Source organism: Acinetobacter calcoaceticus (assembly GCF_900520355.1).
GTDB lineage: Bacteria > Pseudomonadota > Gammaproteobacteria > Pseudomonadales > Moraxellaceae > Acinetobacter > Acinetobacter calcoaceticus_C.
Window position 1 is genome coordinate 1,447,114 of record NZ_LS999521.1, and the last position, 23,542, is coordinate 1,470,655.

Genomic DNA, 23,542 nt, shown 5'->3' on the forward strand with positions numbered 1-23,542 from the left:
AGGCTTATATGAAATATATTATAGGTGTCTTATGTGTTGCATATTTTCCTGTCCATTCTTTTGCTGAACAATTACAAGATAGTACAAATACTTCAGTTGCCAGTATTCCTAACTCTATAGGTAGCAAAAATAAAAATGCACAGGTAAACATGAATGATCTAGAGCCAGTTAATAATTTCACTCAGCTTTTTCTCAATGTTTCTATTAATGCTAATACTTTTGAAGATTTAGTTGTTGTAAAGCAATTTAAGGATGGGAAATTATATATCCGGCCCAATGAATTAAAAAAATTAAGAGTTAAAGTAGATGAGAATATTGCTGATACCCAGTGGGTAAGTCTTAATGAACTTAAAGGTGTTGAGTTTAAATATCTGGAAAATGAGCAGTCTCTAAACTTACAAGTTCCTTCAAGCATGTTGACGGATTATTCAGTTGACTTAAATGGTCAACAGCTCACAAGCTCTCATTTACTCAAAATGAAACCCTTAAACGCTGCCATTCTGAACTATAGCCTCTACCATACCCTGACCAATGACGAGAATGTCTTCTCTGGTTCGGCAGAAGGGATCTTTAATAGCGCAATCGGTAACTTTTCATCAGGTGTTTTATATAACGGTAGTAATGAAAATAGTTATAGCCATGAAAAGTGGGTACGTCTGGAAAGTAAGTGGCAATATGTCGACCCTGAAAAGATCAGAATATATACCTTAGGAGACTTTATTTCCAATAGTTCGGATTGGGGAAATAGCGTACGTCTGGCAGGTTTCCAGTGGTCGAGTGCCTACACTCAACGAGGTGATATTGTCACTTCGGCATTACCGCAATTTTCTGGCTCGGCTGCATTACCTTCGACTTTAGATTTATATGTCAACCAGCAAAAAATTTATTCAGGATTAGTGCCTTCAGGGCCGTTTGACGTTAAACAGCTCCCGTTTATTTCCGGAAATGAAGTCACACTTGTGACCACCGATGCAACGGGGCAGCAGAGCATTACCAAACAGGCTTACTATTTTTCATCTAAAATTTTAGCTAAAGGCATTAATGAGTTTTCAGTAGATGTCGGGGTTCCACGTTATAACTTTGGACTGTATTCAAACGATTATGATGATGCCACCTTCGCTTCGGGTGCGATCCGATACGGCTATAGTAACTCACTGACCTTAAGTGGTGGTGCAGAGGCTTCAACAGATGGGCTATCAAATCTGGGCACTGGCTTTGCCAAGAACCTGTTTGGTATTGGGGTGGTCAATGCTGATATTGCAGCGAGCCAGTATAAAGATGAAAACGGTTATTCTGCCTTAGTTGGTTTAGAAGGGCGTATCAGTAAGAATATTTCGTTTAATACCAGTTACCGTAAAGTATTTGATAACTATTTTGACCTTGCCCGTGTGTCTCAAATTCGATATTTAAAAGATAACCAGACCGATGCTGAACCCAAAAACTATCTGAGCTACAGCGCACTGGCAGATGAGATTTTTAGAGCAGGGATTAACTATAATTTTTATGCAGGCTATGGGGCTTATCTAGGTTATAACCAGATTAAATTTAGTGACAACTCTTATAAGTTATTGTCTGCCAATTTAAGCGGAAGCCTGAACAAGAACTGGGGATTTTATACCTCAGCGTATAAAGATTATGAAAACCACAAAGACTATGGCATTTATTTTGCGCTGCGTTATACACCGTCTACCCGAGTTAATGCGATTACGAGTGTATCAAGTGATAGTGGCAGGTTGAGTTATCGCCAAGAAATATTTGGTTTATCAGAACCACAAATCGGTTCATTTGGATGGGGTGGCTATGTTGAGCGTGATCAGGATGCCAATCAAAACAATGCATCGGTGTATGCCTCTTACCGCGCCCGTGCTGCTTACCTGACAGGTCGATATAACCGAATTGGGGATAACGATCAGGTTGCAGTTTCAGCGACGGGATCGTTGGTTGCGGCAGCTGGAAGGATTTTTGCGGCCAATGAAATTGGAGATGGCTATGCGATCGTGACCAATGCTGGACCACAAAGCCAAATTTTAAATGGTGGAGTCAATTTAGGCGTAACTGATAAGTCTGGAAGATTTCTGATTCCTAGTTTAATGCCATATAAAGAGAATCATATTTATTTAGATCCGTCGTATCTTCCTTTAAATTGGAGCGTTAAATCTACAGATCAAAAAACGGTGGTGGGTTATCGCCAAGGCACTCTGGTTGACTTTGGTGCTCATCAGGTCATTTCCGGATTAGTGAAACTTATTGATCAGAACAACTCACCTTTATTGCCGGGTTATAGCGTTCGAATTAATGGCCAACAAGATGGAGTACTGGGTTACGACGGGGAAGTATTTATTCCAAACCTATTAAAACAAAACAAACTTGAAGTCGATCTTCTGGATCATGGTTCATGCCAAGTTGACTTCACCTATAACAGTAATCAGTACTCAACTAAAAAATTGGGACCTTACGTATGTCGCTAAATATTATGAATAAGGCTCAAATAGAGAGCTACAAGAAATTTTCATTATTTTTAAAATACTTCATAGGTATGAGCTTATTTTATTTTGTTTATGCACTTTTTAGTCCTGCACATGCGGCTTGTACAGTAAGCGGAACAACCAATAATACTTTTACCTACACGGCAGCAAATATTAATAATGATGCAACCGTAAACCTTTCAGGCACAATTACTTGCACGAATTTAGGACTTCCTCAGATTTCTAATTTCATGTGTATGAAAACCATATTTACCGGAACCACAAATGCCCATAATAGTGTGTCGTTACCCTATACAGTCACTGCAACTGTAGGTGGAGCTGGGTCTTCTAGCACAAACCAAACTTCGAATGTCTGGTACGGCCCAGTGAGAACCGTCGCTTCAAATAATATTGTGAGTTACTCGGTCAATGTAAAAGTACCAGCCCGAACGGGGTCGCTCATTGCATATCCTCAAGGGACATATACGGCTTCGGTTCGGTTGTATTGGGATATGGATCTTTTGGGTTTATCATGTGGTGATTTAATTGGTGGCTGGGATTCAGGCGATACGCTACTAACAGCAAACTTTGTGGTACCAAGTTTGTGTCAATTAAACTCAACTTCAACTGTAGATTTTGGCAATATTAATGATATTAGTACGACTAAGCGTGATTACACTGCGCAAGGGGCTGTAAATTCGACCTGTAATTATGGAACGCCATATAGTATTTATTTAGGGGATGGCAATAACCGTATAAGCGGTGGATTTAGGCGTATGACCAATGCTAATAATGAATATATTCCCTATCAGTTATATAAAGATTCTAACTATAGTACGGTGTGGGATGCTACAGGCGGTGTAACCAATGTTGGGGGAGCAGGGGGAGTGTCTGGTACAGGAACAGGTAGCGCTCAAACGACCCCAGTGTATGGAAAGATTCCGCAAGGTACTTCCATCGCAAGTACACCAGGAAACTATTCGGATAGTGTTGTTGTTACAGTAACTTATTAATTTATCGAGTCTATACACGGTTCTATTTTTATAACATGGTTCCGTGTAATTTTAATTATATTCAGTGAAATTAGCCGAGCATAAAAAGATATAAATCAAATGATTTTAGTTTTTTGAAACTTGTTCGTCATTAAAAATAGTTTGACTTAAAAATGCATACTGTATATTTATTGATTGGTTCTAAAAAAGAACTAGTAAGTAAAATAGGCAATTAAAATAAAGGTAAAGAAATGTCGGATATTATTTTGCATCAATGGGAGATTTCCCCATTTTGTCAAAAAGTTTCAAGAATTTTGAAATTTAAAGGAATTTCATTTGAAATAGTTAACTATAACGGCATTTTGGGAGCAAAAGTTCCTTTACTCAGTAAAGTAGGCAAGGTGCCTGTAATTGACCATAATGGACAGCGGATACAAGACAGTACTCAAATTGCCCGTTACCTAGAAGAAACCTACCCAAACACCCCTCGACTTTATCCGGCAGATCCAAATCAAAAGGCACTTGCAGAGTTATGGGAGGACTGGGCAGATGAATCTCTTTATTTTTATGAAGTCTATTTACGCGTAAATGATCCAGAAGCGTTAGATGAAGCAATTCGTATTAGCAGTATCGGTCGCCCAGCATATGAAAAGCCTATAGTAAAAGGATTTATTTTAGCTGAATTAAAAACACAGCTTTTCTTTCAGGGCCTTGGCCGAATGAAAGCTGAACATGTTCAAGCAGAGTTTAGAAGACACCTCGACCGTATTGAACAAGTTTTATCACAAAGTGAATGGTTAGTTGGAGATTCACAAACAATTGCAGACATTGCTGTTGTCGCTCAACTCGGTGAAGTGATTCGCACAAGCAAAAAATTTCGTAAAGAAATTTTGGATCGTCCGTTTATTGAATTATGGTATAAAAAACAAAAAGGGTGAAACGACCATGACATTAGCAACACCAGATAAAAAATTAGATTGTGTAGTTGTTATTGGCGTTGGGGCATCGCAGGGTATTGGTGCAGCTGTGAGCCGTCGTTTTGCAAAAGAAGGCCTAAAAGTTTATGTCGCTGGGCGTACTTTCCAGAAAATTGAAGCAGTGGCTGCCGAAATCCATTCGAAAGGTGGTAATGCTGTCGCATTTCGTTTGGATGCAGAAGATGTCAAACAAGTACAGGCCTTGTTTGACACAATCACCAGTCAAAATGAGCGCATTACCGCTGTCATTCATAATGTGGGAGGGAATATTCCCTCAATTTTTTTACGTAGTCCGCTGTCGTTTTTTACTCAAATGTGGCAATCCACTTTTTTATCAGCTTATTTAGTTTCTCAAAGCTGTCTAAAAATCTTTAAAGATCAAAACCACGGTACGCTTATTTTTACTGGAGCGAGTGCGTCTTTGCGAGGAAAACCTTTTTTTGCTGCCTTTACGATGGGTAAATCTGCCTTAAGAGCTTATGCCTTAAATCTAGCTCAAATGTATAAGTCACAAAGCATCCATATTGCTCATGTGATTATTGATGGAATGGTCGATGGCGATAGAGTCAATAAGGCATTATTTGGCCTAGGGCGTTTAGCCCGTCTTACGCGTGGAACGGGTGGGCTCAATATTGATGCAATTGCAGAAAACTATTGGATGCTTTACCAACAAATGCCTGAGCTTTGGACACATGAGTTGGATTTACGCCCTTATCAAGAAAAATTTTGAGAGACTAAAATGCTAAAAAAAATATGTCAAAGGTTTCAAAAAAAGCAGGGCTGTGTGGTCATTGCTGGTCATGATTTACACCTGATTGAGCGTGACTTTGTAATTCTAGATAAAAATGCACAATTTCCATTACATCTTTATCAAGTTGTGCATGATTCAGCCGAAAAAAATATGCAAGTCCATTCTATAAATGATGGCGTGACAGCAGTTCATTTGAACTTGGTAAATACTGATCATTTCAAAAGTTTGATGCGTTATATTTCCAGTCAAAGACACACAATTGAACTCTGTATGTTTCAGCCGAACTTTTCATCTTCACCAAATATTGAAGCTTTATCTTTAGAAGAGATTGAACACCATTGGCAAACCACAGGTTTAAGTGCGGTGAGTGTCGCGCAAGCTGTGATTAAGCCAATGTTAAAACAGCAGCGGGGCACAGTTATTTTTCTTGGAGCACCGTTTAGCAACTCGACTCATTATGATGTATTAAGCCAAAGCATGTTTGCGGGCGTTCGCGCTTTATCTCAGTCATTGGCAAGAGAGTTTCAACCTAAAGGCATTCATATCGCCTATTGTATGGTTGAGAAATGGGAAGGACAAAACCAACATTTTATTTCATCTGTTAAGCAAGTGTGCCAACACATCTATCAGCAACCTGATTCGGCATGGAGCCAAGAACTTAGCCTATCTTGAAATTTTACTTTCGCATGTTCTTAAAATACAGTACTGATCTGGAATGATGACAGAACAATAATTTCGATAGGTATTTACATGGCAAAAATTAAGAGCGCTCAGCAAGCGGTTAAAGTGGTTTGTACGTTGGTAGCTTTCATGGGTTTTTCTTCATTAGCGCAAGCGTATCAATATAATCAAACTGCCCATTTAATTAATGAGCGCTTATCTTATATGAAGGATGTAGCGGGTTATAAAGCAGAGCAGCATTTGCCGATTGAAGATTTAATTCAAGAAAAGAAAGTTCTTGATCAATCTGTTTCCGAAGCTGAATCTTTTGGTTTAAATAGCGAAACAGTGAAGCCATTTATTGTGACTCAAATGAATGTTGCTAAGGTAATTCAGTACCGATATCGAGCAGACTGGTTGTCGAGTCCGGAAACCAATTGGAAGCCTCAGGATTTACCAGAAGTACGTCTAAAAATTAGTACGTTAAACACTGAACTTCTAAAGAATATTGCCGATCAACTTAAAAAAAATAATAACAAAGCACCTCATAGCTGTGGCTACATGTGGTCTGTTCAGCATCCTCAACTTAAAGAAGCGGATAAGAAGGCTTTATGTGTGGCATTAAATAAAATTAAGTTAAAAGAATGAATTTATTTAAGATAAGTAAAACATTGAATTTATTATCAGGAGAGTTTTTATGAAAAAAACCTCTTCAATATCTTTTCTTTTTAAGAAGAGGTATTTACTGATATTTTTGTTAGTTGCACTCTTTGCTTATGGCAAATACCACAATTACAAAGAAAAGATTTTATTTAGAGAATATTATTTACATCCACCATTGTATAGAGAGATTTGGCCATCTGAATTTGACCCTAATGGAGTCACATTAGATATTCCAGCAAATTATCTTATGGATGCAACTGCTATTTCTGAATCTTCACGAAAGAAAGATCTGGAATTCAGAAAAAAGCAACGATATGAGAGTAATAAAGCCTTATGTGATAGATTTCAATGTACTGAGCTTTTTCAAGTTCTTTTACCTGATTACAAAGGTAAAACATTAGAGAATTTACATATTTTTAATCCTGAATCAATAAGAGCTGATTATGAAATACCTAAGGACTGGCAAGAGTTTTATAAGTATGTAATTTGGTTTTCCTTAAATAGCTGGATACCTAAGAACCATAAAGTGAATGCTAGTGATGCAGAAATTACAATGGGTATAAATTTAAGTTCAGTGTTTCATCCGAAAGAGTATTTTGAAACGCCAAAATTAATTAAATATATACAAACTAAACCAGCTCCAGAATTAGGCTTAACAGAAGTTGTATCACTAGATCCTAATTTACCAGGCGAGTTCTATAAAGTTCTTGTTTATAAGGATTGGCGAAAGAAATATCCTGATGATGTAACAGAGGATTATAATCATTATAAGATTTATTTTAAAAAAGATGCTGATGGAAATATAGCCTCTTATATTAGTTGTAGTACTTTTGCTCGTACTTATTTATTAAGTAAACCAGATCCTGAACAGGCTATTCTAGAAGACTATGCTAAACCAAATCAGCAATACTATTGTAGCCATACTTTTAATGTGAAGGGACTGCCGATGAGTATTACCGCACATTACAGTGATAAGCATTTAGCTGATTGGCAGAATATAGAAAATAATTTAACTCGGCTTATACAGTCATTTCATGTTAAAGAGACTAAGTAAGTTTCAATATTTAAAGCTCTTGTTATTTAAAGAGCTTTTTTTATATCTAATGTTTTGATTCTTTCTTTTTGAACATTGACACTCAAAACCTCTACGATTATTCTTTGCCTGCTGGCCACATTGCCAGTCGGCTTTGACAGGCTGTATACCCAAAGCACACGAAAAAGTCTTTCTTTTTTGTGGGCATCCCTGCGTGCCCCCTCTGCGGCGGAATGATCTGACCCCATAAAGTTGGACAGTTAATTAAGCAGTTTTTAAAAACTGATTTCTATATTGTACAGGGGATAAACCTTGTAGCTTCACCTTGATTCTCTCATGATTATAATAATGAATGTACTCTTTTACAGTTTTCTCTAATTCATCAATTGATTGAAATTTTTCACCATGAAAGCATTCCGATTTTAATATTCCAAAGAAGCTTTCTATTACAGCATTATCCAAACAATTTCCCTTACGAGACATACTCTGAATTAAACCATGTTGCTTTAATTGCTGCTGGTAATGGGCCATTTGATATTGCCATCCTTGATCGGAATGGAGAATTGGTTTTTCATGTCGCTTAAGTTTAGCCAAAGCATGAATGAGCATCTCTTTTACTAACTCATAATTGAGTTTGCGTTGGATTCGGAACGTAATAATTTCCCCATTAAATAAATCTATAATTGGGGATAGGTAAAGTTTTTCACCATTCACATTAAATTCCGTTACATCAGTTGCCCATTTCTGATTTGGCCGATTTGCTTTAAATTGCCGTTGTAAAATGTTATCAGCCACCATCCCGACACAACCACTTTTATATGAGCGATATTTTAGTGCTCTGATCCTTGATTTGAGTCCCATAGTTTTCATGAGGCGATATACGCATTTATGGTTAATCATTATTCCTGCACTTTTCAAAGCAAGAGTAATTCTACGATAGCCGTAACATCCTTTGTGCTTGTGATATATCGACTTAATATTTTGTTTTAGCTCAGTATATTTATCATTGGAGCGTAGAGCTTTCATGTGGTAGAAATAAGTACTACGGGCTATCTTCGCGATACCGAGTAATAGTTTCAATGGATAGATATGCCTTAATTCTGAAACAACCTGAACACTGTCTGCGGTAGAAATTGAACTTAAGTACGCTGCTTCAGTTTTAAGGCTTTTAGCTTTTTTAAGAAAGCGACCTCTGCGCGCAAAGCTGTAACCTCATCAATGAGTTCTTGTTGAGACTTGTCTTTATCATCTCTGATTGGCTTAACTACTTTGATTTTATCTTGCCTAGTCATATTGGTATAAGTCCGTTTAGTATTAAAACCAGCAATCCCTTCTTTATGATACTGAGCTAACCATCTTCTTAAAATTGACGTCCCGCTCAGATTTAATCGTCTTCTTACTTCTCTTACGGGTATCTTATCAAGAAGCATTTGTATCGCATTGATTTTAAATTCTGGAGAATAATAAGTCTTTTTAATTTTAACATTAAGCCCATCAGTACCATGTGCTTTATAGTTTTCAATCCATAACCGGATGGTTTGGAGATCTACATTAAACTCTTTGGAAAGAATTTTATAGCCTTTACTCCCATCTAAATAAGCCTGAATTACTTTTAGTTTTAACTCTTTTGAATGCTTTGGAACTGGCATAGGACACACCTTATAAGTTTAAAGAGTCTAACTTATGGGGTGCAGTTCAGAACGGGAGGGGGACACCTTCGGGTGTGCTGATCTTTTGGGTATCAGTCTGTCAACCCTCTCTCGTTTCGTCACCATTATTTGACAGTAATGTGGTGAAGCTTCTTTATTACCCAAAGGAGTCCGCTCATGCGTACTAATTCTTCTTATTTCTTGGCCTTTGCCAAATTCTCTCTATTCATACCATTCAACTGGTCTTTAAAACGGTTTAATCGACTCTAGGTTTTCTACACCTTTAGATCATTACGACTAAAAAATCATAGCAACAATAAAACCTGAGATAGGCGAACACACCACTTTTGTGTCGTTTTCACATGCCTGTTTTTAGTGCTCATTTTAAGAGTGACGGCATTTCTATCTCATTTATATACAACAAAAAATTATTTTAAACGGTATATATATGCCAAATTTAGAAGCTTCATTTAGAGCACTACAAGTGCTCCACGCAGCAAAAGATTTATTTAATCAACATGGGTTTTACATCGGGATAGATCGAATTATTGAGGAAGCCAAAATCCCTAAAGCCACTTTTTATAATTACTTTCACTCTAAAGAAAAATTGGTTGAGATGTCTCTGACTTTTCAAAAAGACGCATTAAAACATGAGGTGTTTTCTATTATTCATTCGTACCAAGAACTTATGGTTTTCGATAAGTTAAAGAAAATCTACTTCTTACATGCAGATTTAGAAGGCTTTTATCGTTTGCTATTTAAAGCGATTTTTGAAATTGAAAAGCTTTATCCAGCGGCCTATAAACACGTCATTGACTACCGTAATTGGTTCATTAACGAAATTTATAAGCTGCTTTTAACCGTAAAAGTTACAGCCACAGTTGAAGATGCTTACATGTTTTTATTTGTGATTGATGGGGCAATGGTTCAGCTTTTAAGTGCAAACAAGATCGATGAAAGAGATAAGTTATTAGAATATTTTATGTCGATGTTCGTTTAGATTAATTAATACTCTAGTGTTTAATACCTATAAAAAAGCCCTCCGAAGAGGGCTTTTTTTTCAATTAAATTTAGCTTTAAAAGTCAAAAGATGTTTGTAGATAGAAAGTACGTGGCAGTCCTACATATTTACCGCCCGTAGAGTCTGTTGAGCGAGTAAAGTATTGCTTATCAAAGACGTTTTTGATTCCGCCAGCAATTTTTAAACCTTTAACTTGTGAACTTAAGTCATAAGAGGTACGTAGAGCAAAAGTGGTATAACCTGGAATGTCTCCGTATTTACCGTCCGCAGTTTCTTCTGTTTGATAGAAATCACTATCAGGAACATCTGGTGAATGCTGCTTAGACTGTGCAAACATATCAGCATTTAAAGACCATTTATCCATGGTATAACCTAACCCAACATTACCGACATGACGCGAGTAAAATGGTAGGTCTTTATCTTTAAACTGACCTGCTTCAGCTACTGCTTTGGTAAAAGTATAGTTGCTATATACTTTTAAGCCTTCTAGTGCATCGGATAATTGACCAAAATCGTAACTAATACCTGTTTCAATACCCTTATGGCTAGTCGCACCTAAATCTGTCCAGATTCCGTTATTGCCAGCATCACGTACCAATGAAAGCTCTTTATCAAAATCTAGATAGAACACGGTAAATTCGGCATTTAAACCGTTACCTAAATATTTGGTTCCAATTTCGTAGTTGTTAGACTTCTCTGGGTGTAAACCTTCAGTTGTAGCAGTTGCAGTCGTTCCTTCAAGACGAGCCAACTGGCTGTACTGTTGTGGACCAAACGATACGCCAGCATTAGCAAATATATTCCAGTTTTCATTTGCTGAGTACACGACAGACAAACTTGGTAAAAACTCATCTGAATCAATTTTTGGATAAACTGCGTTCGCTAGACCATTTTTATCATATCCAGTGAAACTATTGTGGGTTTCAATTGATTCAAAGCGGACGCCGGGTGTGATCGTCCAACGACCGAGTTCTATACGGTTATCAACATATACCGCATGCGCTTTAGTACCACCCTCACTACTGCTACGTGGAGCAAAATCTGGAACTGCTGCACCTGAACCATAAGATGCGGTACGTCCGGCAAACTCAGAACTTTCTTCTTTTAAGTAGCGATAGCCAACTGTTACTTCATTTTGAGTATTACCAAGTTGATAAATACGTGAGTAACGCGGTTCAATTGCATAGACCTTGTAATCACGCGGAGCAGAATCAAGACGTTTTTGGCCATTCGCTAATACGGTCTCAAGATTACTTGTACGGAAAGAGTCAATGTAATAACTCAGAACTTCAAAATTATTTTTTTCATCTTTATGGCTATAACGTAAAGAGACATCTGTACGTCGACCTGCAAAATAGTTTTTTTCACCAGAAGACTGATAAGGGTTTTCAGCATACTGAGCCTGAGTTAAACCCTCTGGCATTTCGCCTCGACCTTCATAATGATGAAGATTTAAAGCAACTGAATCTTTATCATTAAATTGATAAGCTGACTTTAACATTACATCGTCAATATCAATCTTGTTGTTAGCTTCTCGATATCCATTTCCTTTAGTCCCTGAATATAAGAGAGCAAGGCCTAAACCGTTGTCTAGAGTTCCCCCAACAAAGAGATTAGGGCTAAGTTTTACTTGGTCCGTACCAGATGCATATTCTGAAGTTAAGCTAACAGTTCCACTAAAATCTTGTGGAATTGATCGAGTGGCAAAGTTAATAATTCCGCCTACGTTTTGAGGCCCAAAACGAACTGACCCAGCACCACGTACTACGTCAACTGATTCAATATTACCTATTGAAACGGGTGCTAAAGATAATTGTGGTTGTCCATAAGGAGCAAATGAAAGAGGAATACCATCGACAAGAACTGTTGAGCGTGGTGAAAGACGTGATGCTAAACCACGCACACCAATATTCAATGAAACGTCACTACCACCAGTTCCACTACTATCTTGTGCTTGAACTCCAGGAATTTGCTTTAGGGCTTCTCGAATTGAAGTTGCTGCTGTTTCATCCAAACGCTTGCGGTCAACAATAGTTCGAGCACCAGGGTGTTTGTGAACTGTTTCAGCATTTGCTTCTTCTAACCAGTTACCTTGCGCCTTAATAGTGATGGTTGGTAATGCGCTGGTAGCTGTATCTTCGGCATGTGCTGGAATTGCTAGATAAGTACAAGCAAGTCCGATCGCATAGCTAAGAGTAGAAACTTTGAACTTAAAATTTGGTTGTGAAAGAGCAGATGAGCGTTCCATGTTGATGTATCGAAGTCCTAAACGATAATTATAATCATTATAGCGAAAAAGTAACAAAATTTTATGAAAAGGTTTAATTTTTTCCTTGGAATTTTAAACAATTTCTAAAAAATGAGATTTGATATTAATTTAAAAAGTATGCTTATAATTTTTTATATAAAGAAAAAATTTTAGCAAGATTCAGGTGAACTGTATTTATGTAAAGCTTGCAGAGAGCTCATTGATATGCATACAACCCTCATTCTTAAAGACATTAGAAGTATAAAAGGGTTGGGGTACTTAAAATTAGGTTTTTCTAATAGTTGTAGGAAAAAATCAGCAATAAGTTGAGTTTGAAAGCTATTTGTGTGAAATTGAAAATAATTTAATAAATATTTTTAATAAAAATCAAAAGATTATTAATTTTTTTTGAACAATTGTTATAGTATTTTTATATTAAATTATTGTTTTAATAATCAATAATCATTATTATTCGCGCTAATATTTACATGAAGACACAAAATACATATGGAATTTATTAAGTCTCGCAAGAAGATTGCTAAATCAGCAATAGCCTCTTCATTATCAATTGTAGCTACAACTGCAATGGCTGCGCCAGAAAATTCTGTACCACTTCCATTAATTCATGTTCAAGCAGATGCAGAAGTTGCACAGAGCCTTAAAGTTGATAAATCGGCTAATTCTAAGTTCGTAGCACCTTTATTAAATACACCAAAATCAGTTTCGGTAATTTCTAAACAACTTATTGAAGATACGAAAGTAAATACATTAAGTGATGCACTTCGTACTGTACCAGGCATTACCTTAGGTGCTGGTGAAGGCGGTAACCCGAATGGTGATCGACCGTTTATTCGTGGTTATAACTCAGAAAGTTCAATGTATGTTGATGGTATTCGTAATGCATCATCACAAAACCGTGAAATGTTTGCGATTGAGCAAGTTGAAGTGACTAAAGGTTCTGCTTCTTCTATGGGCGGTGCAGGTTCTGTTGGTGGTAGCATCAATATGATTTCTAAAGTTGCTAAAAAAGGTGACTCTTTAGAAGGCTCTGTGCAAGCAGGTACCGATAACTACCAACGTATCACCTTAGATGGTAATAAAGACTTTGGTAATGGTACTGCTGCTCGCGTTGTCTTAATGGGACACAAAAATGAGAAAGCTGGGCAGAGTGATGGCGCTGAATACAAACGCGTAGGTATCGCGCCTAGTATTACATTTGGATTAGATACACCAACACGTGCGACCTTAAGTTACTACTATCTAAGATCAGATGACACTCCAGATTCAGGTGTTCCATATAATTATGATGCCTCTAAAAAAGCCACTGTTGGCAAGCCAGTAGATGTTAAACAAGGTATTTACTATGGTTTAAAAGGTCGTGATTTCCAAAAACAAGAAAATCACATTGGTACTTTTAAAGTAGAGCATGATTTAAATGAAAATCTTACTCTTGCTAACACCTTACTCTATAGCAAATCAAAAAATGATTACCTTTGGACTCAACCAGATGATTCAAAAGGTAATGTAGCAAACGGCAAAGTTTGGCGTCGTATCAACTCTCGAATTACAGACACTGATGTTTTCACTGACCAATTATCTTTAAGAGGTAAGTTTAATACTGGAGCTATCAAGCATAGTTTCAATATTGGCGCAGAATATAGTGATCAAGAGTCAGATAAAGGTAGCTACTCAACAACATATCCAGGTTATGCAGGCTCTACAACAGGCGGTTTTAATAGTGACTGTGCTATTAATGATGCATGGTGTACTTCATTAACTAATCCTAATTCTAAAGATGTGTGGTTAGGTGGCCGTATCGCCAATAAAGCAACAACGACAACGACTACAAAAAATACTTCTGTTTATCTATTGGATAATATTGAGTTTAATCCTCAATGGTTACTTGATTTAGGGGTTCGTTGGGATAAGTTTGATACTGAACAGGTTACAAATGCCACAGGAGCAAAAATTGAAAGTAATAAAGATTTTGTTACTTACAATACAGGCATAACTTTTAAACCTACTGAAAACGGTAGTATCTATGCAAGTTATGCAACTTCTGCCAACCCTGTAGGTGTTGATGGTGGGGACGGTTCTGAGTCAATTGGCCAAGCTTATATGGACCTTAAACCAGAAGAAAGCCAAACAATTGAACTTGGTACAAAGTGGAACGTTTTAAACGAAAAACTTAATTTGACTGCTGCCATTTTCCGTACAGAAAAACAAAATACTCGTATTCAAATTGATTCAAGCACTTATACCAATGGTGGTGATAGTAAAGTTGACGGTATTGAACTTTCAGCAAATGGTAATATCACTGATAAATGGGCTGTTAGTGCAGGGTATACGTACTTGGACAGTGAAAATACTGATCCAGGGCCAAGTTGTAGCCGTGCTGGTGTATGTACTCCTGAAAATGCAGCTAAAGGCAAGCAACTTCCAAACGTACCTAAAAACTCAGCATCATTGTGGACTACATATAAAGTCTTACCACAATTTACTTTAGGTGCTGGGGCTTTCTATGCTGACAAAGTATATGGTGATGCAGCTAATACAAAATGGGCTCCATCATATGTTCGCTATGACGCGATGGCTCGTTATGACGTTAACAAGAATGTTAACTTGCAACTTAACTTAAATAACTTATCTGATAAGCGTTACTTTACTAAAGCGTATGCTTCACACTATGCAACTGAAGCAGAAGGACGTAGTGCAGTAGTATCAGTTAACTTCAAATACTAATAAGTTTAAAAAATTATTAGTCTTAAGAAGTAACCTAAAATAGCCTCAATTTGAGGCTATTTTATTAATTAGAGCTATTTTTAGAGGTATCGCCGTGATTCACCATATTCCTAATGTACTTAGTAAAGAACAAGTCCAGTTTTTCCGTCAAGAAATGGACAAAGTAGAATGGGTGAATGGAAAAGTCACTGCTGGTACACTTTCGGCTATGGTAAAACATAATCAGCAATTGCCTGAAGATCATCCTCTAACTCATCAATTGAGTAATATCATCCTTGATGCTTTAGGAAAACATCCATTATTCCTATCTGCTGCAATTCCACTAAATATCATACCGCCTTTATTTAATCGCTATGAAAATCATGAGTCGTTCGGTTTTCATGTAGATAATTCAATACGGCTAATACGTGGTAGTAATCAGCGTTTAAGAACAGATTTGTCTTGTACTATTTTTTTAAGCGAGCCTGAGGAATATGAAGGTGGCGAGTTAGTTGTTGAAGATACATATGGTTATCATGAAATTAAATTGCCTGCTGGTGACATGATTTTGTATCCATCTACTAGTCTACATGAAGTGACAGCTATTACTTCAGGCTGTCGTATAGCATCTTTTTTCTGGGTACAAAGTATGATTCGTGATGATGCAGAGCGACATATGTTATTTAATCTAGATCAAACTATTCAAAACTTACGTATGCAACTAGGTGATGATCACAAAGAAGTTTTGAACTTAACAAACACTTATCACAACTTAATCCGTAAGTGGGCTGATGTTTAAACAAGCAAGAAGAGTAGCTAAGTAGCGTAAATTATTTAATATGCTACTTATAGACATTTACTTCAATATTTAATGCTTTTTCATCAATTTTTTTCAACAAACATTCTAATAGTTCTTCTACTTTATCATCATATTCGAAAGGATGAGATTTGCCAGTTTTTGTATTAATAAGATTTAAACTAATTTTATTAGAAGCTGGTCTATAAATTCCTCTATTACTTTTACCCAAAACAACTCTTTTAATTAATTTTCTATGTTCAAGTTCCGCTAAAGTACGATATGTAGTAGCTAGACTTATTTTTAGGTTTTTCTTTTGGGATAACAGATATATTTCTTCTGCGGTTATTCCTTTATCGTTCTCATGTAAAAAACGAAAAATAGCAACTCGCGAAGGCGTAGCTGATAAACCATTTTCAATTAACTCTTGATGATAATCCATTTAGTTCCTCTGCTAATGGCTTATTTGCATTTAAATTGATTACTAAGGCTTTTTTAGTAGTGGGTAAAAAAATCTATTTGAAAACCAATGATATTAATCTTTATTGTAAACCATTTGGTATAAAAAGTATTATGAGAAAAAGTAAAAATGCTGAATTCAAATGATAAAAGTTAGAAGCCGATTCTTTTTCGAAGAAAGCCATACCTAACATTAAACCTGAAACAGTATTTTTAGGGTTTTGGTACCAGAGGGATAATGGAGCGGGAGCCAGATTGATCGCTAATGCTTCATTGGTAATTTTTTGATCAACTAATGAGGGCAGTAAATTGATGAGTACTGATAAGCCAGCAGTGTAGGTTTGCAGATTAAATTGTTTTAAACATTTAATTAGTTCATCACGCCGAGCACTATAGGTTCTCTTTGTTCGTCTTGAATGTCTTAAAAAATGACCTTCATGCATAAACTCTTGAATTGAAAGTTGTAAATATAGTGATGGAGCTTATATTCTCATATTCATGTGAAATCACCTTTTATATGCCTATGTGGTTGAGGATAATATTGAGTCTAAAGTGAATAAGGAGAAGCCAAAAATTTATCAGGTAGGTCAGAGCGGGTTTAGCTTGGGCTGAGTCAGTAACTAAAGTCTCTACAACCGCAGTGCCTGATGACGTATATCAGCTTGTCTATTCTGTATTTGATGAAAAAGAACTTGTAGATTTAACTATCGTTATTAGTTTTAGAAATCCGCCTCAAGCTGCAAAGTAATAGTTAGGTGAATATTAAACTAAATAAAAAGCCCTCTAGCGAGGACTTCTAACTTATCTAAAAGAAGGTTGGCTTAAGATTTTGTAGACCTTTTCTTTGTATACATCATTGGAAATGACACCTTTATCTCGCTGTTGTTTTAGTGATCTAAATTGCTGGCCACGAATTTCTCTTTGAATATTCACATTATCATGATTTCTAATGTAGTAAAGACTACGCTCATGATCACTCATATTGACTGTTTCTTCAGTAGAGTAGGACGGCTTAGCTTCATTTTCTTGATACTGTTTTGCAATTTCAAAAAAATCTACATTTTGATTATTGGTGGCAGAATTAGAAAAGTCTTTCGGTTGCCCATTAAACTGATGGTTTTTAGAACTCACGTTCACTTCAAGAATGCTTTTGTGCTTATTAAATTGAGGGTGATTATATTCTTGTTTCATTTGAAACGTATTTGTGTCAGAAAATACTGCGGGATAAAAAAGACTAATATTTAAAAATAAAAAAGTTAATAACAATCTATTCATTTCTTTTGAAGTCCAATTGAAATTGAGTAAATCACTGTATTGTAACATTAAAGTTGGATTTTTAAAGGTTTAAGTTTCAGAGTATTTGATCATCTGGTCAATAATATGATGAATGGACTGGTTTGTGCGGAGTTCTATTGAGAGTTCCGCTCAAAAAAAACTTTATATAAGATGAGATCTAATATTTTTAATTTTAGGATATTAGCTATTATCTAATTTTAATATCTGTCCCGTAACAGATTCTGTTTTTCATAATGCTTCTTTTAAATTAATTGTTAAGTATTACTAAATAGTTTCGGTGTGACAACTGCGATTCAATTTGTTAAATTGTGTGGTTTTTATAACAGTGGGCGAAATTTATGAAGACATTTTTAGTTATATCTTTATTGGGTTTTGGGCTGATTGGCTGTGCTTCCTCTACATATAATTCTCAAGAAAATTATTTAAATAAACCTCCAATTGTTCCAGAAAATAAAGCTTTTAATAGTTTTAAAACACCTGATCATGGAATTTTTACAGATCAAGATATCTATAATATGCCAGAAAATTCAAACATGAATATCCGTTATGAAGCCCCTTTTTAAAGAAAAATAAATCATTAATCGAAGCAAAGGTAGATAAGGACGACTTACTACCTTTGCTGACTAGAGATAATCAATGATTAATGCCTCCTTCGGGTGGTTTTTTAAATTTTAAACTGTTAAATTTTAATTATTGAAAAAAGGTATTTTAAATGAAAAACTTCAGTATTATTGCTTCTTTATTTTTATTAGTTGGGTGTACGACTGGTCACAAACAGGTCATTCCTGTTCAAGTGACTGATAATAAAATTACTTCAGAGGCTGAGACATATAAAAAGCAATACCAAAAGAAAATTTATAAAATATGGGATATTCCAAAGTCTTCTACTGGCATGAGTGCAAGCGTTAAAGTATTTTTAACTGACAGTGGTGAAATTGAGCAAATCATCTTTTTAGATAAAGAAGAACAGAAATTTAAAACAAGTATTGAAAAAGCGATCTGGCGTGCAAGCCCCTTTGCTTTGCCTTCAAATCCTGAAGTAAGAAAACAAGCAAGAAAATTCAATATGAAATTTCAGGCGAAATAAATAAGTTCTTCTTAAGCATGAGGGGGGTGAATTTAGAATTGTTTAAGTATATAAATTTGTTCTCTAGCTTTATGAATACCGAAACTAGTTAGTTTAATCGCTATTAATATTTCCTTTAAAAGAAAAAGTAATCCCATTTTAGAGGGGTAAATGTATCTTAAAGTGTCAGTTACACAAATGATGATTGTTTGGTATTGAATGTATCCGTGAATTATTTAAGCATGGAGTGACACAAGTTAAGTAAAGGATGAATCTCATGATAGATGAAGAAAAACCCTTAAATTTTGACGATGATGAAGAGCCTCTTGAATTTGCTGATGAAGAATTTATCGATGATAAAAAAGAGGATGAATTATATAACAGTATTACAAAAGATGGCTCAAGTGTAGATCCCGCAGATGATGGCGAGCGGCACATTCGTCCTGAAGATGGGGATCCCATAGAAGTTGAAGAATAATTCAAAGCCCAATTCAATATTGGGCATTTTTAATAGGTTTGACTTTTATCTGAATAGTACGATATGCCCGAGGTTAATTAATCATTATCATTAATGACTCGAAAAATTAAGAACTACGCAATGAGCGTAGAGATGTATATTACGTTTTGAGTTATAGATAAAAACTAAGATCATAGGGCATTAAATGCAAAAAATATTGGATTATCTCCGCAAATTTTTTACTGCCAAGTCTCAGCAAGATGCAGCAGCGGGTCACCTCATTGCTACGGCAACTGATAATAGCGATGAATTGATAGGCGTCGCCGTTGATGAGATGTCTCTTAGTTTAGGAGGAATAGATCTGATCTGTAATTTTGAAGGGTTAAAACTCAGAGCTTATGATGATGGTAATGGCGTGTGGACTATTGGATATGGCACGACACGATATCCTAATGGTAAGCGTGTAAGTGAAGGAGACAGATGCACGCTTGATCAGGCTAAAGCCTATATGCAGCATGATTTAAAGATATTTGAACGTGCCGTAAATAGTTCTGTAAAAGTACCTTTAAAACAGAATCAATTTGATGCATTAGTATCTCTAACTTATAACATTGGGGTAGGTGCCTTTAAAAACTCGACTTTACTCAAAAAGTTAAATTTAGGTGATTACAAGGAGGCTGCAAACCAGTTTGATGTCTGGGTAAATGCAGGCGGTAAGCGTTTGCAAGGACTCGTTAATCGTCGTGCAATCGAAAAGAAATTATTTTTATCATCAAAATAGTTGCCTCAATTTTTTATTAAACTTATCAAAAAGACATGAAAAAGCCTCGGATAGTCTGGGCTTTTTCATATATAAATTAATTGGATTAACTTTTATCACCTAAAGTAATTCGAAGCCTGTTTAATGCTCCCATGAGTGAAATGCTGGTCGTTAACTCTACAATTTCTCTTTCACTAAAGTATTCGGTTAATTGAATTTTTACAGTTTCAATTTTTTCAGATAGAAAAGTGACTGCTTCTGCAAGTTCAAGAGCGAGAAGCTGCTTCTTTGAAAAGACATTCGAATGTTTATAGCCCGGAATTTTATCAATGACTTCTTGGCTTAGTCCCATATCCCTTAATTCCTGAGCATGAAAAGCGCAGCAGTAAGCACAGCCGTTGATTTGTGACACATATAACTCAGCTAAAGCAATTATTTGAGGATCAATGCCTGAGTTACGAATAGATGCATGTGCTGAGTACAAATGGCTAATCGTTTTTTTAGCAATTTCTTTATATTCCATAATATAGGCCAGTCTTTTCAAGATAAAAAACTATTATTTAGCACTAGGTATAGATTGTAAATTAGGCACTATTTTGTTATATAGGTATATTTTTTATACTTAATTAATCAATGAAAGATAATATTTCTGGCTGTTCTGTAGAAGAGGCAATGACAGTATTAGGTGGTCGCTGGAGAATGTTAATTATTTCATTTCTCATCGAAAGACCTATGCGCTTTAATGAGCTAAGACGTGCAATACCTAATATTTCTCAACGGATGTTAACTTTAGAATTACGTTTTCTTGAAGAAGAAGGGTTTATTAACAGAGAAGTTTTCGCGGAAGTTCCTGTTAAAGTTGAGTATTCATTGACGGAAGATGGCAAGAAATTAAACAGTTTAGTTGATGTGCTAAAAGAAGTTGGTTCTTGGCTAAAAATAAGATAATGCGGTTTATTTTATAGTTTTATTTAGTTTTTAGCTCAGGCCGAGATCGTATGTCATTATTTTAACAGGATCATTTATACAAATTTTAGGCGTAAAAAAGCCTGATGCTACGAATCAGGCTTCAGTATTCATCAACAATAGGAGTTAATGAACAAGACCAATCTAACAGACCTGCGCTATAAAGGCAAACTAATGGTCGACCGGACAGTTCATATGAGCATAATTTTTCTCAAATTATAGGCATTAAAAAAGCCCTTGCTCGAAAGCGAAGGGCTTAGTCGTTCATTGATCTAGCAATGAACTATATAAGGCTCATCTCATACTAAGTTCAGTATATCTGAAATTGAAGCAACAAAGAAGAAAACATTCTAACTATCTTCCTCATTCTATTTAAACTCAATTTATTCGTTCTTATTGCAACTTACATCTTTGATAAGCCAATACACAAAATTTGCACTTTGGTTTTTTGAGGGTGTGGTATTTGTGGGTGGGCTCCGATTAGATTGGCTTAGTAAGTAAAACCATAGCTGTCTGTAAATTATTCAAGATAAAATTCTATATGAATCTATTGAAGAATGACGGGGCTAGAGGTAGGCAAGGAAGTAGAGATGAATTTAATTAGATTAGAAGAACTTTCAATGGTGAGTAATGCTGTTTTGACACCCCAATTAAACAATTGGCCGTCTGTACTATCTACAAAAATGGGCGATGCTTCCTGTAAAAAGCATAAAGACAATTTTTTGGAACAGTTTGATAAAAAATTTTATAAAGAATGGCTAAAACAACAAAAGAAAATACTTAAAAGTATTCCGAGTAATGCTGTTTTACTCAGCATGAAAGATCCTATTTAGCTTAGACATTAGTTACGTTTTAAAATATGCATTACAAGGATGAGCATTTAGCTAAATAACTTTACGTAGGTATGCTTGTTAGTCATAACTTGTTCTAGAGATACTGACAATATAAATGAAAGCAAATGACATAAGGTGAAATAGGCAAATACAAAATAATAAAAAAGCATTTCCGTAGAGGTAAATTTTTATGGTTAATCTTCATCAGAAAACACTTTTTGATATCTTGACTCAACATCAGGCTTATCTATATCGGGCATCTTCAAGATCAGTCAATGAACTTCTCAATTTATTTAATTCTGAAACGGTTAATATGCTTACTAAGTTAGGAAATTTGTTAGATGAGCTAAATGAGAAGGAAAAAGCCGCATTGGCTGGTGGCGTTTATTCAACCGCTAATTTAAGAAAGATACGTACACTTATTTCTCAATGGTTTAATCTGATTAATGAAGCTCTGACTGACACTTTTACAATATCTGCTGTGGCATTGGCTGTATATGAAGCCAGATATATGTCAAAAATTTTTGGTGGTAAACATAAAGAATTAAAAGGCGAGCAGCTCTATAAAGCTGCTAAACGTGTTCCTTTAGCAGGTGGAGCATTAGTTGATGAGTTACTCTCTAAAATTGCTGAGGTTGCTCGCCAAAGAGTTGAATATGCGATTCGTGATGGTCTTAACAATGCCGCTACAACCCTGCAAATTGTTCAGCGTATTCATGGAACTAAACGCCTTAAATATGAAGATGGGCTACTAAATAGTACTAAAGCTGATATTGAACGAACTGTACGTACGATTCGAAGCCATATATCTAATCAGGCATATTTAAATAGCTATAAACAATTAAAGTTTGAATATGTCAGATTTGTAAGTGTTCTTGATGGTAGAACATCGAAAACATGCGCTGCACTTGATGGTACGGTATGGCAGCTTGACGACCCGACAAAAAAAGTTCCTCCTTTGCATCCGCATTGCCGCAGTATTTTAGTTCCAACTCACGAGGATGGTCAGCTTATTGGAAATCGAGCTTTCATTATGGATGAGAGGAAATTTAAGGATATTCCTAAAGATGAGCGTGAACAATTAACTGGTCAGCTAGATGCAAATACTTCTTTTAAAGAGTTTTTTAAGCTGACAGATAATTTCTTTCAAAAAGAATGGTTAGGGCCTAAAAGGTATCAACTATATAAAGAAGGGCAATTTGACTTTGATAAGTTCTTTGATCCAGAAGGGCGGTTATATACGCTTGAAGAGCTTAAAGAACTTGATGAGCGAGCTTTTAAAGTGTTGGGATTGTGAGTTAGAGCACAAGCATTTGGAAATAAGATTTTTATTTTTGATAAATTCTAGTTTTAACTAAACATACATACTTAAACAATTAGTTGAGAAAAGTTTCAGTAATTTCATCACATAGCATGTTAAGTTTTTCTCAATCATAAAAATTTAAAAGGGATGAAAAAATGAAATTTTCCTACCAAGATCTTGCTGGAAATAATGTTGAAGTAGAGTGTGAAAGTTATATTCATATACCCTCAGGAACAGCAATGAAATCTACAGAAGTTGGTAATTATCACCCTACTGAAAACTTCAATTTCTTTAAGAAAACTGAAGCTGATTCTGTACCCATCTATCGATTTGCTATTGACCGCAATTCTAATGTTTTTAATAGTGATGAACTTCCAGCATTAGCTCAAATTGGTAAAAACTGGAAAAATTTAGATTAAATTTATT

General features: G+C 35.7%; 25 protein-coding genes. 18 read left to right on the forward strand and 7 right to left on the reverse strand.

The window, feature by feature from the left end; genetic code table 11:
- Positions 1-8 precede the first annotated feature (8 nt).
- The 7 genes from AC2117_RS06860 (at position 9) to AC2117_RS06890 (ending at position 7,562) form a co-directional block, all read left to right on the forward strand.
- Positions 9-2,468, forward strand: a complete 2,460-nt coding sequence (locus AC2117_RS06860) for a fimbria/pilus outer membrane usher protein (RefSeq protein ID WP_133972871.1) — start codon at positions 9-11, stop codon at positions 2,466-2,468.
- The gene (locus AC2117_RS06865) at positions 2,459-3,478 is read left to right on the forward strand and encodes a spore coat U domain-containing protein (RefSeq protein WP_133972873.1); all 1,020 of its coding nucleotides are present in this window, start codon (positions 2,459-2,461) and stop codon (positions 3,476-3,478) included. The genes AC2117_RS06860 and AC2117_RS06865 overlap by 10 nt, the downstream gene beginning before the upstream one ends.
- Before the next feature lie 230 nt (positions 3,479-3,708).
- The gene (locus AC2117_RS06870) at positions 3,709-4,395 is read left to right on the forward strand and encodes a glutathione S-transferase family protein (protein ID WP_133972875.1); all 687 of its coding nucleotides are present in this window, start codon (positions 3,709-3,711) and stop codon (positions 4,393-4,395) included.
- A gap of 7 nt (positions 4,396-4,402) precedes the next feature.
- A complete protein-coding gene (locus AC2117_RS06875; protein WP_133972877.1) occupies positions 4,403-5,164 on the forward strand; it encodes an SDR family NAD(P)-dependent oxidoreductase in 762 nt (253 codons plus the stop codon).
- 9 nt (positions 5,165-5,173) lie between these two features.
- A complete protein-coding gene (locus tag AC2117_RS06880; RefSeq protein ID WP_133972879.1) occupies positions 5,174-5,857 on the forward strand; it encodes an SDR family NAD(P)-dependent oxidoreductase in 684 nt (227 codons plus the stop codon).
- Positions 5,858-5,935: 78 nt separating this feature from the next.
- A complete protein-coding gene (locus AC2117_RS06885) occupies positions 5,936-6,493 on the forward strand; it encodes a chorismate mutase (protein ID WP_133972881.1) in 558 nt (185 codons plus the stop codon).
- Positions 6,494-6,542: 49 nt separating this feature from the next.
- The gene (locus AC2117_RS06890; protein ID WP_133972883.1) at positions 6,543-7,562 is read left to right on the forward strand and encodes a hypothetical protein; all 1,020 of its coding nucleotides are present in this window, start codon (positions 6,543-6,545) and stop codon (positions 7,560-7,562) included.
- Between the two features lie 243 nt (positions 7,563-7,805).
- Here AC2117_RS06890 and AC2117_RS06900 read toward each other — a convergent pair whose 3' ends face one another.
- Positions 7,806-8,675: an IS3 family transposase gene (locus AC2117_RS06900; protein ID WP_227549250.1), complete on the reverse strand. Its 870-nt coding sequence runs from the start codon at positions 8,673-8,675 to the stop codon at positions 7,806-7,808.
- Positions 8,676-8,680: 5 nt separating this feature from the next.
- Positions 8,681-9,190, reverse strand: coding sequence for a helix-turn-helix domain-containing protein (locus tag AC2117_RS06905; RefSeq protein WP_133972402.1), 510 nt, complete (start codon positions 9,188-9,190; stop codon positions 8,681-8,683).
- A gap of 448 nt (positions 9,191-9,638) precedes the next feature.
- Here AC2117_RS06905 and AC2117_RS06910 point away from each other — a divergent pair, with 448 nt between their 5' ends.
- On the forward strand, positions 9,639-10,190 hold the full coding sequence (locus AC2117_RS06910; protein ID WP_133972887.1) for a TetR/AcrR family transcriptional regulator: 552 nt from the start codon (positions 9,639-9,641) through the stop codon (positions 10,188-10,190).
- Positions 10,191-10,266: 76 nt separating this feature from the next.
- Here AC2117_RS06910 and AC2117_RS06915 read toward each other — a convergent pair whose 3' ends face one another.
- Entirely contained in the window at positions 10,267-12,459 is a 2,193-nt protein-coding gene (locus AC2117_RS06915) for a TonB-dependent receptor family protein (RefSeq protein WP_133972888.1), read from the reverse strand.
- Positions 12,460-12,966: 507 nt separating this feature from the next.
- On the opposite strand from AC2117_RS06915, the gene AC2117_RS06920 reads away from it, so the two are divergent.
- Positions 12,967-15,201, forward strand: a complete 2,235-nt coding sequence (locus AC2117_RS06920; protein WP_133972889.1) for a TonB-dependent receptor — start codon at positions 12,967-12,969, stop codon at positions 15,199-15,201.
- 94 nt (positions 15,202-15,295) lie between these two features.
- Positions 15,296-15,979: a Fe2+-dependent dioxygenase gene (locus AC2117_RS06925; RefSeq protein ID WP_133972891.1), complete on the forward strand. Its 684-nt coding sequence runs from the start codon at positions 15,296-15,298 to the stop codon at positions 15,977-15,979.
- Positions 15,980-16,022: 43 nt separating this feature from the next.
- Here the strand turns inward: AC2117_RS06925 and AC2117_RS06930 are convergent, their stop codons facing one another.
- The 3 genes from AC2117_RS06930 to AC2117_RS06950 form a co-directional block, all read right to left on the reverse strand.
- Positions 16,023-16,418, reverse strand: a complete 396-nt coding sequence (locus tag AC2117_RS06930; protein ID WP_133972893.1) for a Fur family transcriptional regulator — start codon at positions 16,416-16,418, stop codon at positions 16,023-16,025.
- A 100-nt stretch (positions 16,419-16,518) separates the two neighbouring features.
- The gene (locus AC2117_RS06935) at positions 16,519-16,878 is read right to left on the reverse strand and encodes a hypothetical protein (RefSeq protein WP_227549235.1); all 360 of its coding nucleotides are present in this window, start codon (positions 16,876-16,878) and stop codon (positions 16,519-16,521) included.
- A gap of 358 nt (positions 16,879-17,236) precedes the next feature.
- Positions 17,237-17,758 (reverse strand): hypothetical protein, encoded by a 522-nt coding sequence (locus AC2117_RS06950; protein WP_133972895.1) that lies wholly within the window; start codon positions 17,756-17,758, stop codon positions 17,237-17,239.
- 311 nt (positions 17,759-18,069) lie between these two features.
- Between AC2117_RS06950 and AC2117_RS06955 the strand changes: the two genes are divergently transcribed.
- The 4 genes from AC2117_RS06955 to AC2117_RS06970 all read left to right on the forward strand — a co-directional run bounded on the left by AC2117_RS06955 (position 18,070) and on the right by AC2117_RS06970 (position 20,035).
- The gene (locus AC2117_RS06955; RefSeq protein WP_133972897.1) at positions 18,070-18,294 is read left to right on the forward strand and encodes a hypothetical protein; all 225 of its coding nucleotides are present in this window, start codon (positions 18,070-18,072) and stop codon (positions 18,292-18,294) included.
- Between the two features lie 149 nt (positions 18,295-18,443).
- The gene (locus AC2117_RS06960; RefSeq protein ID WP_133972899.1) at positions 18,444-18,818 is read left to right on the forward strand and encodes a TonB C-terminal domain-containing protein; all 375 of its coding nucleotides are present in this window, start codon (positions 18,444-18,446) and stop codon (positions 18,816-18,818) included.
- Positions 18,819-19,074: 256 nt separating this feature from the next.
- A complete protein-coding gene (locus AC2117_RS06965; RefSeq protein ID WP_042896955.1) occupies positions 19,075-19,275 on the forward strand; it encodes a hypothetical protein in 201 nt (66 codons plus the stop codon).
- A gap of 184 nt (positions 19,276-19,459) precedes the next feature.
- The gene (locus tag AC2117_RS06970; RefSeq protein ID WP_133972901.1) at positions 19,460-20,035 is read left to right on the forward strand and encodes a lysozyme; all 576 of its coding nucleotides are present in this window, start codon (positions 19,460-19,462) and stop codon (positions 20,033-20,035) included.
- An 85-nt stretch (positions 20,036-20,120) separates the two neighbouring features.
- On the opposite strand, the gene AC2117_RS06975 is transcribed toward AC2117_RS06970, so the two are convergent.
- The gene (locus AC2117_RS06975) at positions 20,121-20,537 is read right to left on the reverse strand and encodes a carboxymuconolactone decarboxylase family protein (RefSeq protein ID WP_133972903.1); all 417 of its coding nucleotides are present in this window, start codon (positions 20,535-20,537) and stop codon (positions 20,121-20,123) included.
- A gap of 110 nt (positions 20,538-20,647) precedes the next feature.
- On the opposite strand from AC2117_RS06975, the gene AC2117_RS06980 reads away from it, so the two are divergent.
- The 4 genes from AC2117_RS06980 to AC2117_RS06995 all read left to right on the forward strand — a co-directional run bounded on the left by AC2117_RS06980 (position 20,648) and on the right by AC2117_RS06995 (position 23,535).
- The gene (locus AC2117_RS06980) at positions 20,648-20,962 is read left to right on the forward strand and encodes a winged helix-turn-helix transcriptional regulator (RefSeq protein WP_042896952.1); all 315 of its coding nucleotides are present in this window, start codon (positions 20,648-20,650) and stop codon (positions 20,960-20,962) included.
- Between the two features lie 608 nt (positions 20,963-21,570).
- Positions 21,571-21,813: a hypothetical protein gene (locus AC2117_RS06985; protein ID WP_133972905.1), complete on the forward strand. Its 243-nt coding sequence runs from the start codon at positions 21,571-21,573 to the stop codon at positions 21,811-21,813.
- 190 nt (positions 21,814-22,003) lie between these two features.
- The gene (locus tag AC2117_RS06990; protein WP_133972907.1) at positions 22,004-23,110 is read left to right on the forward strand and encodes a minor capsid protein; all 1,107 of its coding nucleotides are present in this window, start codon (positions 22,004-22,006) and stop codon (positions 23,108-23,110) included.
- Positions 23,111-23,271: 161 nt separating this feature from the next.
- Positions 23,272-23,535, forward strand: a complete 264-nt coding sequence (locus tag AC2117_RS06995; protein WP_042896951.1) for a hypothetical protein — start codon at positions 23,272-23,274, stop codon at positions 23,533-23,535.
- Positions 23,536-23,542 lie beyond the last annotated feature (7 nt).

Bases quoted from the DNA above. Each gene is read 5' to 3' on its own strand.
- AC2117_RS06860 (WP_133972871.1), top strand. From the start codon at position 9: ATGAAATATATTATAGGTGTCTTATGTGTTGCATATTTTCCTGTCCAT.
- AC2117_RS06865 (WP_133972873.1), top strand. From the start codon at position 2,459: ATGTCGCTAAATATTATGAATAAGGCTCAAATAGAGAGCTACAAGAAA.
- AC2117_RS06870 (WP_133972875.1), top strand. From the start codon at position 3,709: ATGTCGGATATTATTTTGCATCAATGGGAGATTTCCCCATTTTGTCAA.
- AC2117_RS06875 (WP_133972877.1), top strand. From the start codon at position 4,403: ATGACATTAGCAACACCAGATAAAAAATTAGATTGTGTAGTTGTTATT.
- AC2117_RS06880 (WP_133972879.1), top strand. From the start codon at position 5,174: ATGCTAAAAAAAATATGTCAAAGGTTTCAAAAAAAGCAGGGCTGTGTG.
- AC2117_RS06885 (WP_133972881.1), top strand. From the start codon at position 5,936: ATGGCAAAAATTAAGAGCGCTCAGCAAGCGGTTAAAGTGGTTTGTACG.
- AC2117_RS06890 (WP_133972883.1), top strand. From the start codon at position 6,543: ATGAAAAAAACCTCTTCAATATCTTTTCTTTTTAAGAAGAGGTATTTA.
- AC2117_RS06905 (WP_133972402.1), bottom strand. From the start codon at position 9,190: ATGCCAGTTCCAAAGCATTCAAAAGAGTTAAAACTAAAAGTAATTCAG.
- AC2117_RS06910 (WP_133972887.1), top strand. From the start codon at position 9,639: ATGCCAAATTTAGAAGCTTCATTTAGAGCACTACAAGTGCTCCACGCA.
- AC2117_RS06915 (WP_133972888.1), bottom strand. From the start codon at position 12,459: ATGGAACGCTCATCTGCTCTTTCACAACCAAATTTTAAGTTCAAAGTT.
- AC2117_RS06920 (WP_133972889.1), top strand. From the start codon at position 12,967: ATGGAATTTATTAAGTCTCGCAAGAAGATTGCTAAATCAGCAATAGCC.
- AC2117_RS06930 (WP_133972893.1), bottom strand. From the start codon at position 16,418: ATGGATTATCATCAAGAGTTAATTGAAAATGGTTTATCAGCTACGCCT.
- AC2117_RS06935 (WP_227549235.1), bottom strand. From the start codon at position 16,878: ATGCATGAAGGTCATTTTTTAAGACATTCAAGACGAACAAAGAGAACC.
- AC2117_RS06950 (WP_133972895.1), bottom strand. From the start codon at position 17,758: ATGTTACAATACAGTGATTTACTCAATTTCAATTGGACTTCAAAAGAA.
- AC2117_RS06955 (WP_133972897.1), top strand. From the start codon at position 18,070: ATGAAGACATTTTTAGTTATATCTTTATTGGGTTTTGGGCTGATTGGC.
- AC2117_RS06960 (WP_133972899.1), top strand. From the start codon at position 18,444: ATGAAAAACTTCAGTATTATTGCTTCTTTATTTTTATTAGTTGGGTGT.
- AC2117_RS06965 (WP_042896955.1), top strand. From the start codon at position 19,075: ATGATAGATGAAGAAAAACCCTTAAATTTTGACGATGATGAAGAGCCT.
- AC2117_RS06970 (WP_133972901.1), top strand. From the start codon at position 19,460: ATGCAAAAAATATTGGATTATCTCCGCAAATTTTTTACTGCCAAGTCT.
- AC2117_RS06975 (WP_133972903.1), bottom strand. From the start codon at position 20,537: ATGGAATATAAAGAAATTGCTAAAAAAACGATTAGCCATTTGTACTCA.
- AC2117_RS06980 (WP_042896952.1), top strand. From the start codon at position 20,648: ATGAAAGATAATATTTCTGGCTGTTCTGTAGAAGAGGCAATGACAGTA.
- AC2117_RS06985 (WP_133972905.1), top strand. From the start codon at position 21,571: ATGAATTTAATTAGATTAGAAGAACTTTCAATGGTGAGTAATGCTGTT.
- AC2117_RS06990 (WP_133972907.1), top strand. From the start codon at position 22,004: ATGGTTAATCTTCATCAGAAAACACTTTTTGATATCTTGACTCAACAT.
- AC2117_RS06995 (WP_042896951.1), top strand. From the start codon at position 23,272: ATGAAATTTTCCTACCAAGATCTTGCTGGAAATAATGTTGAAGTAGAG.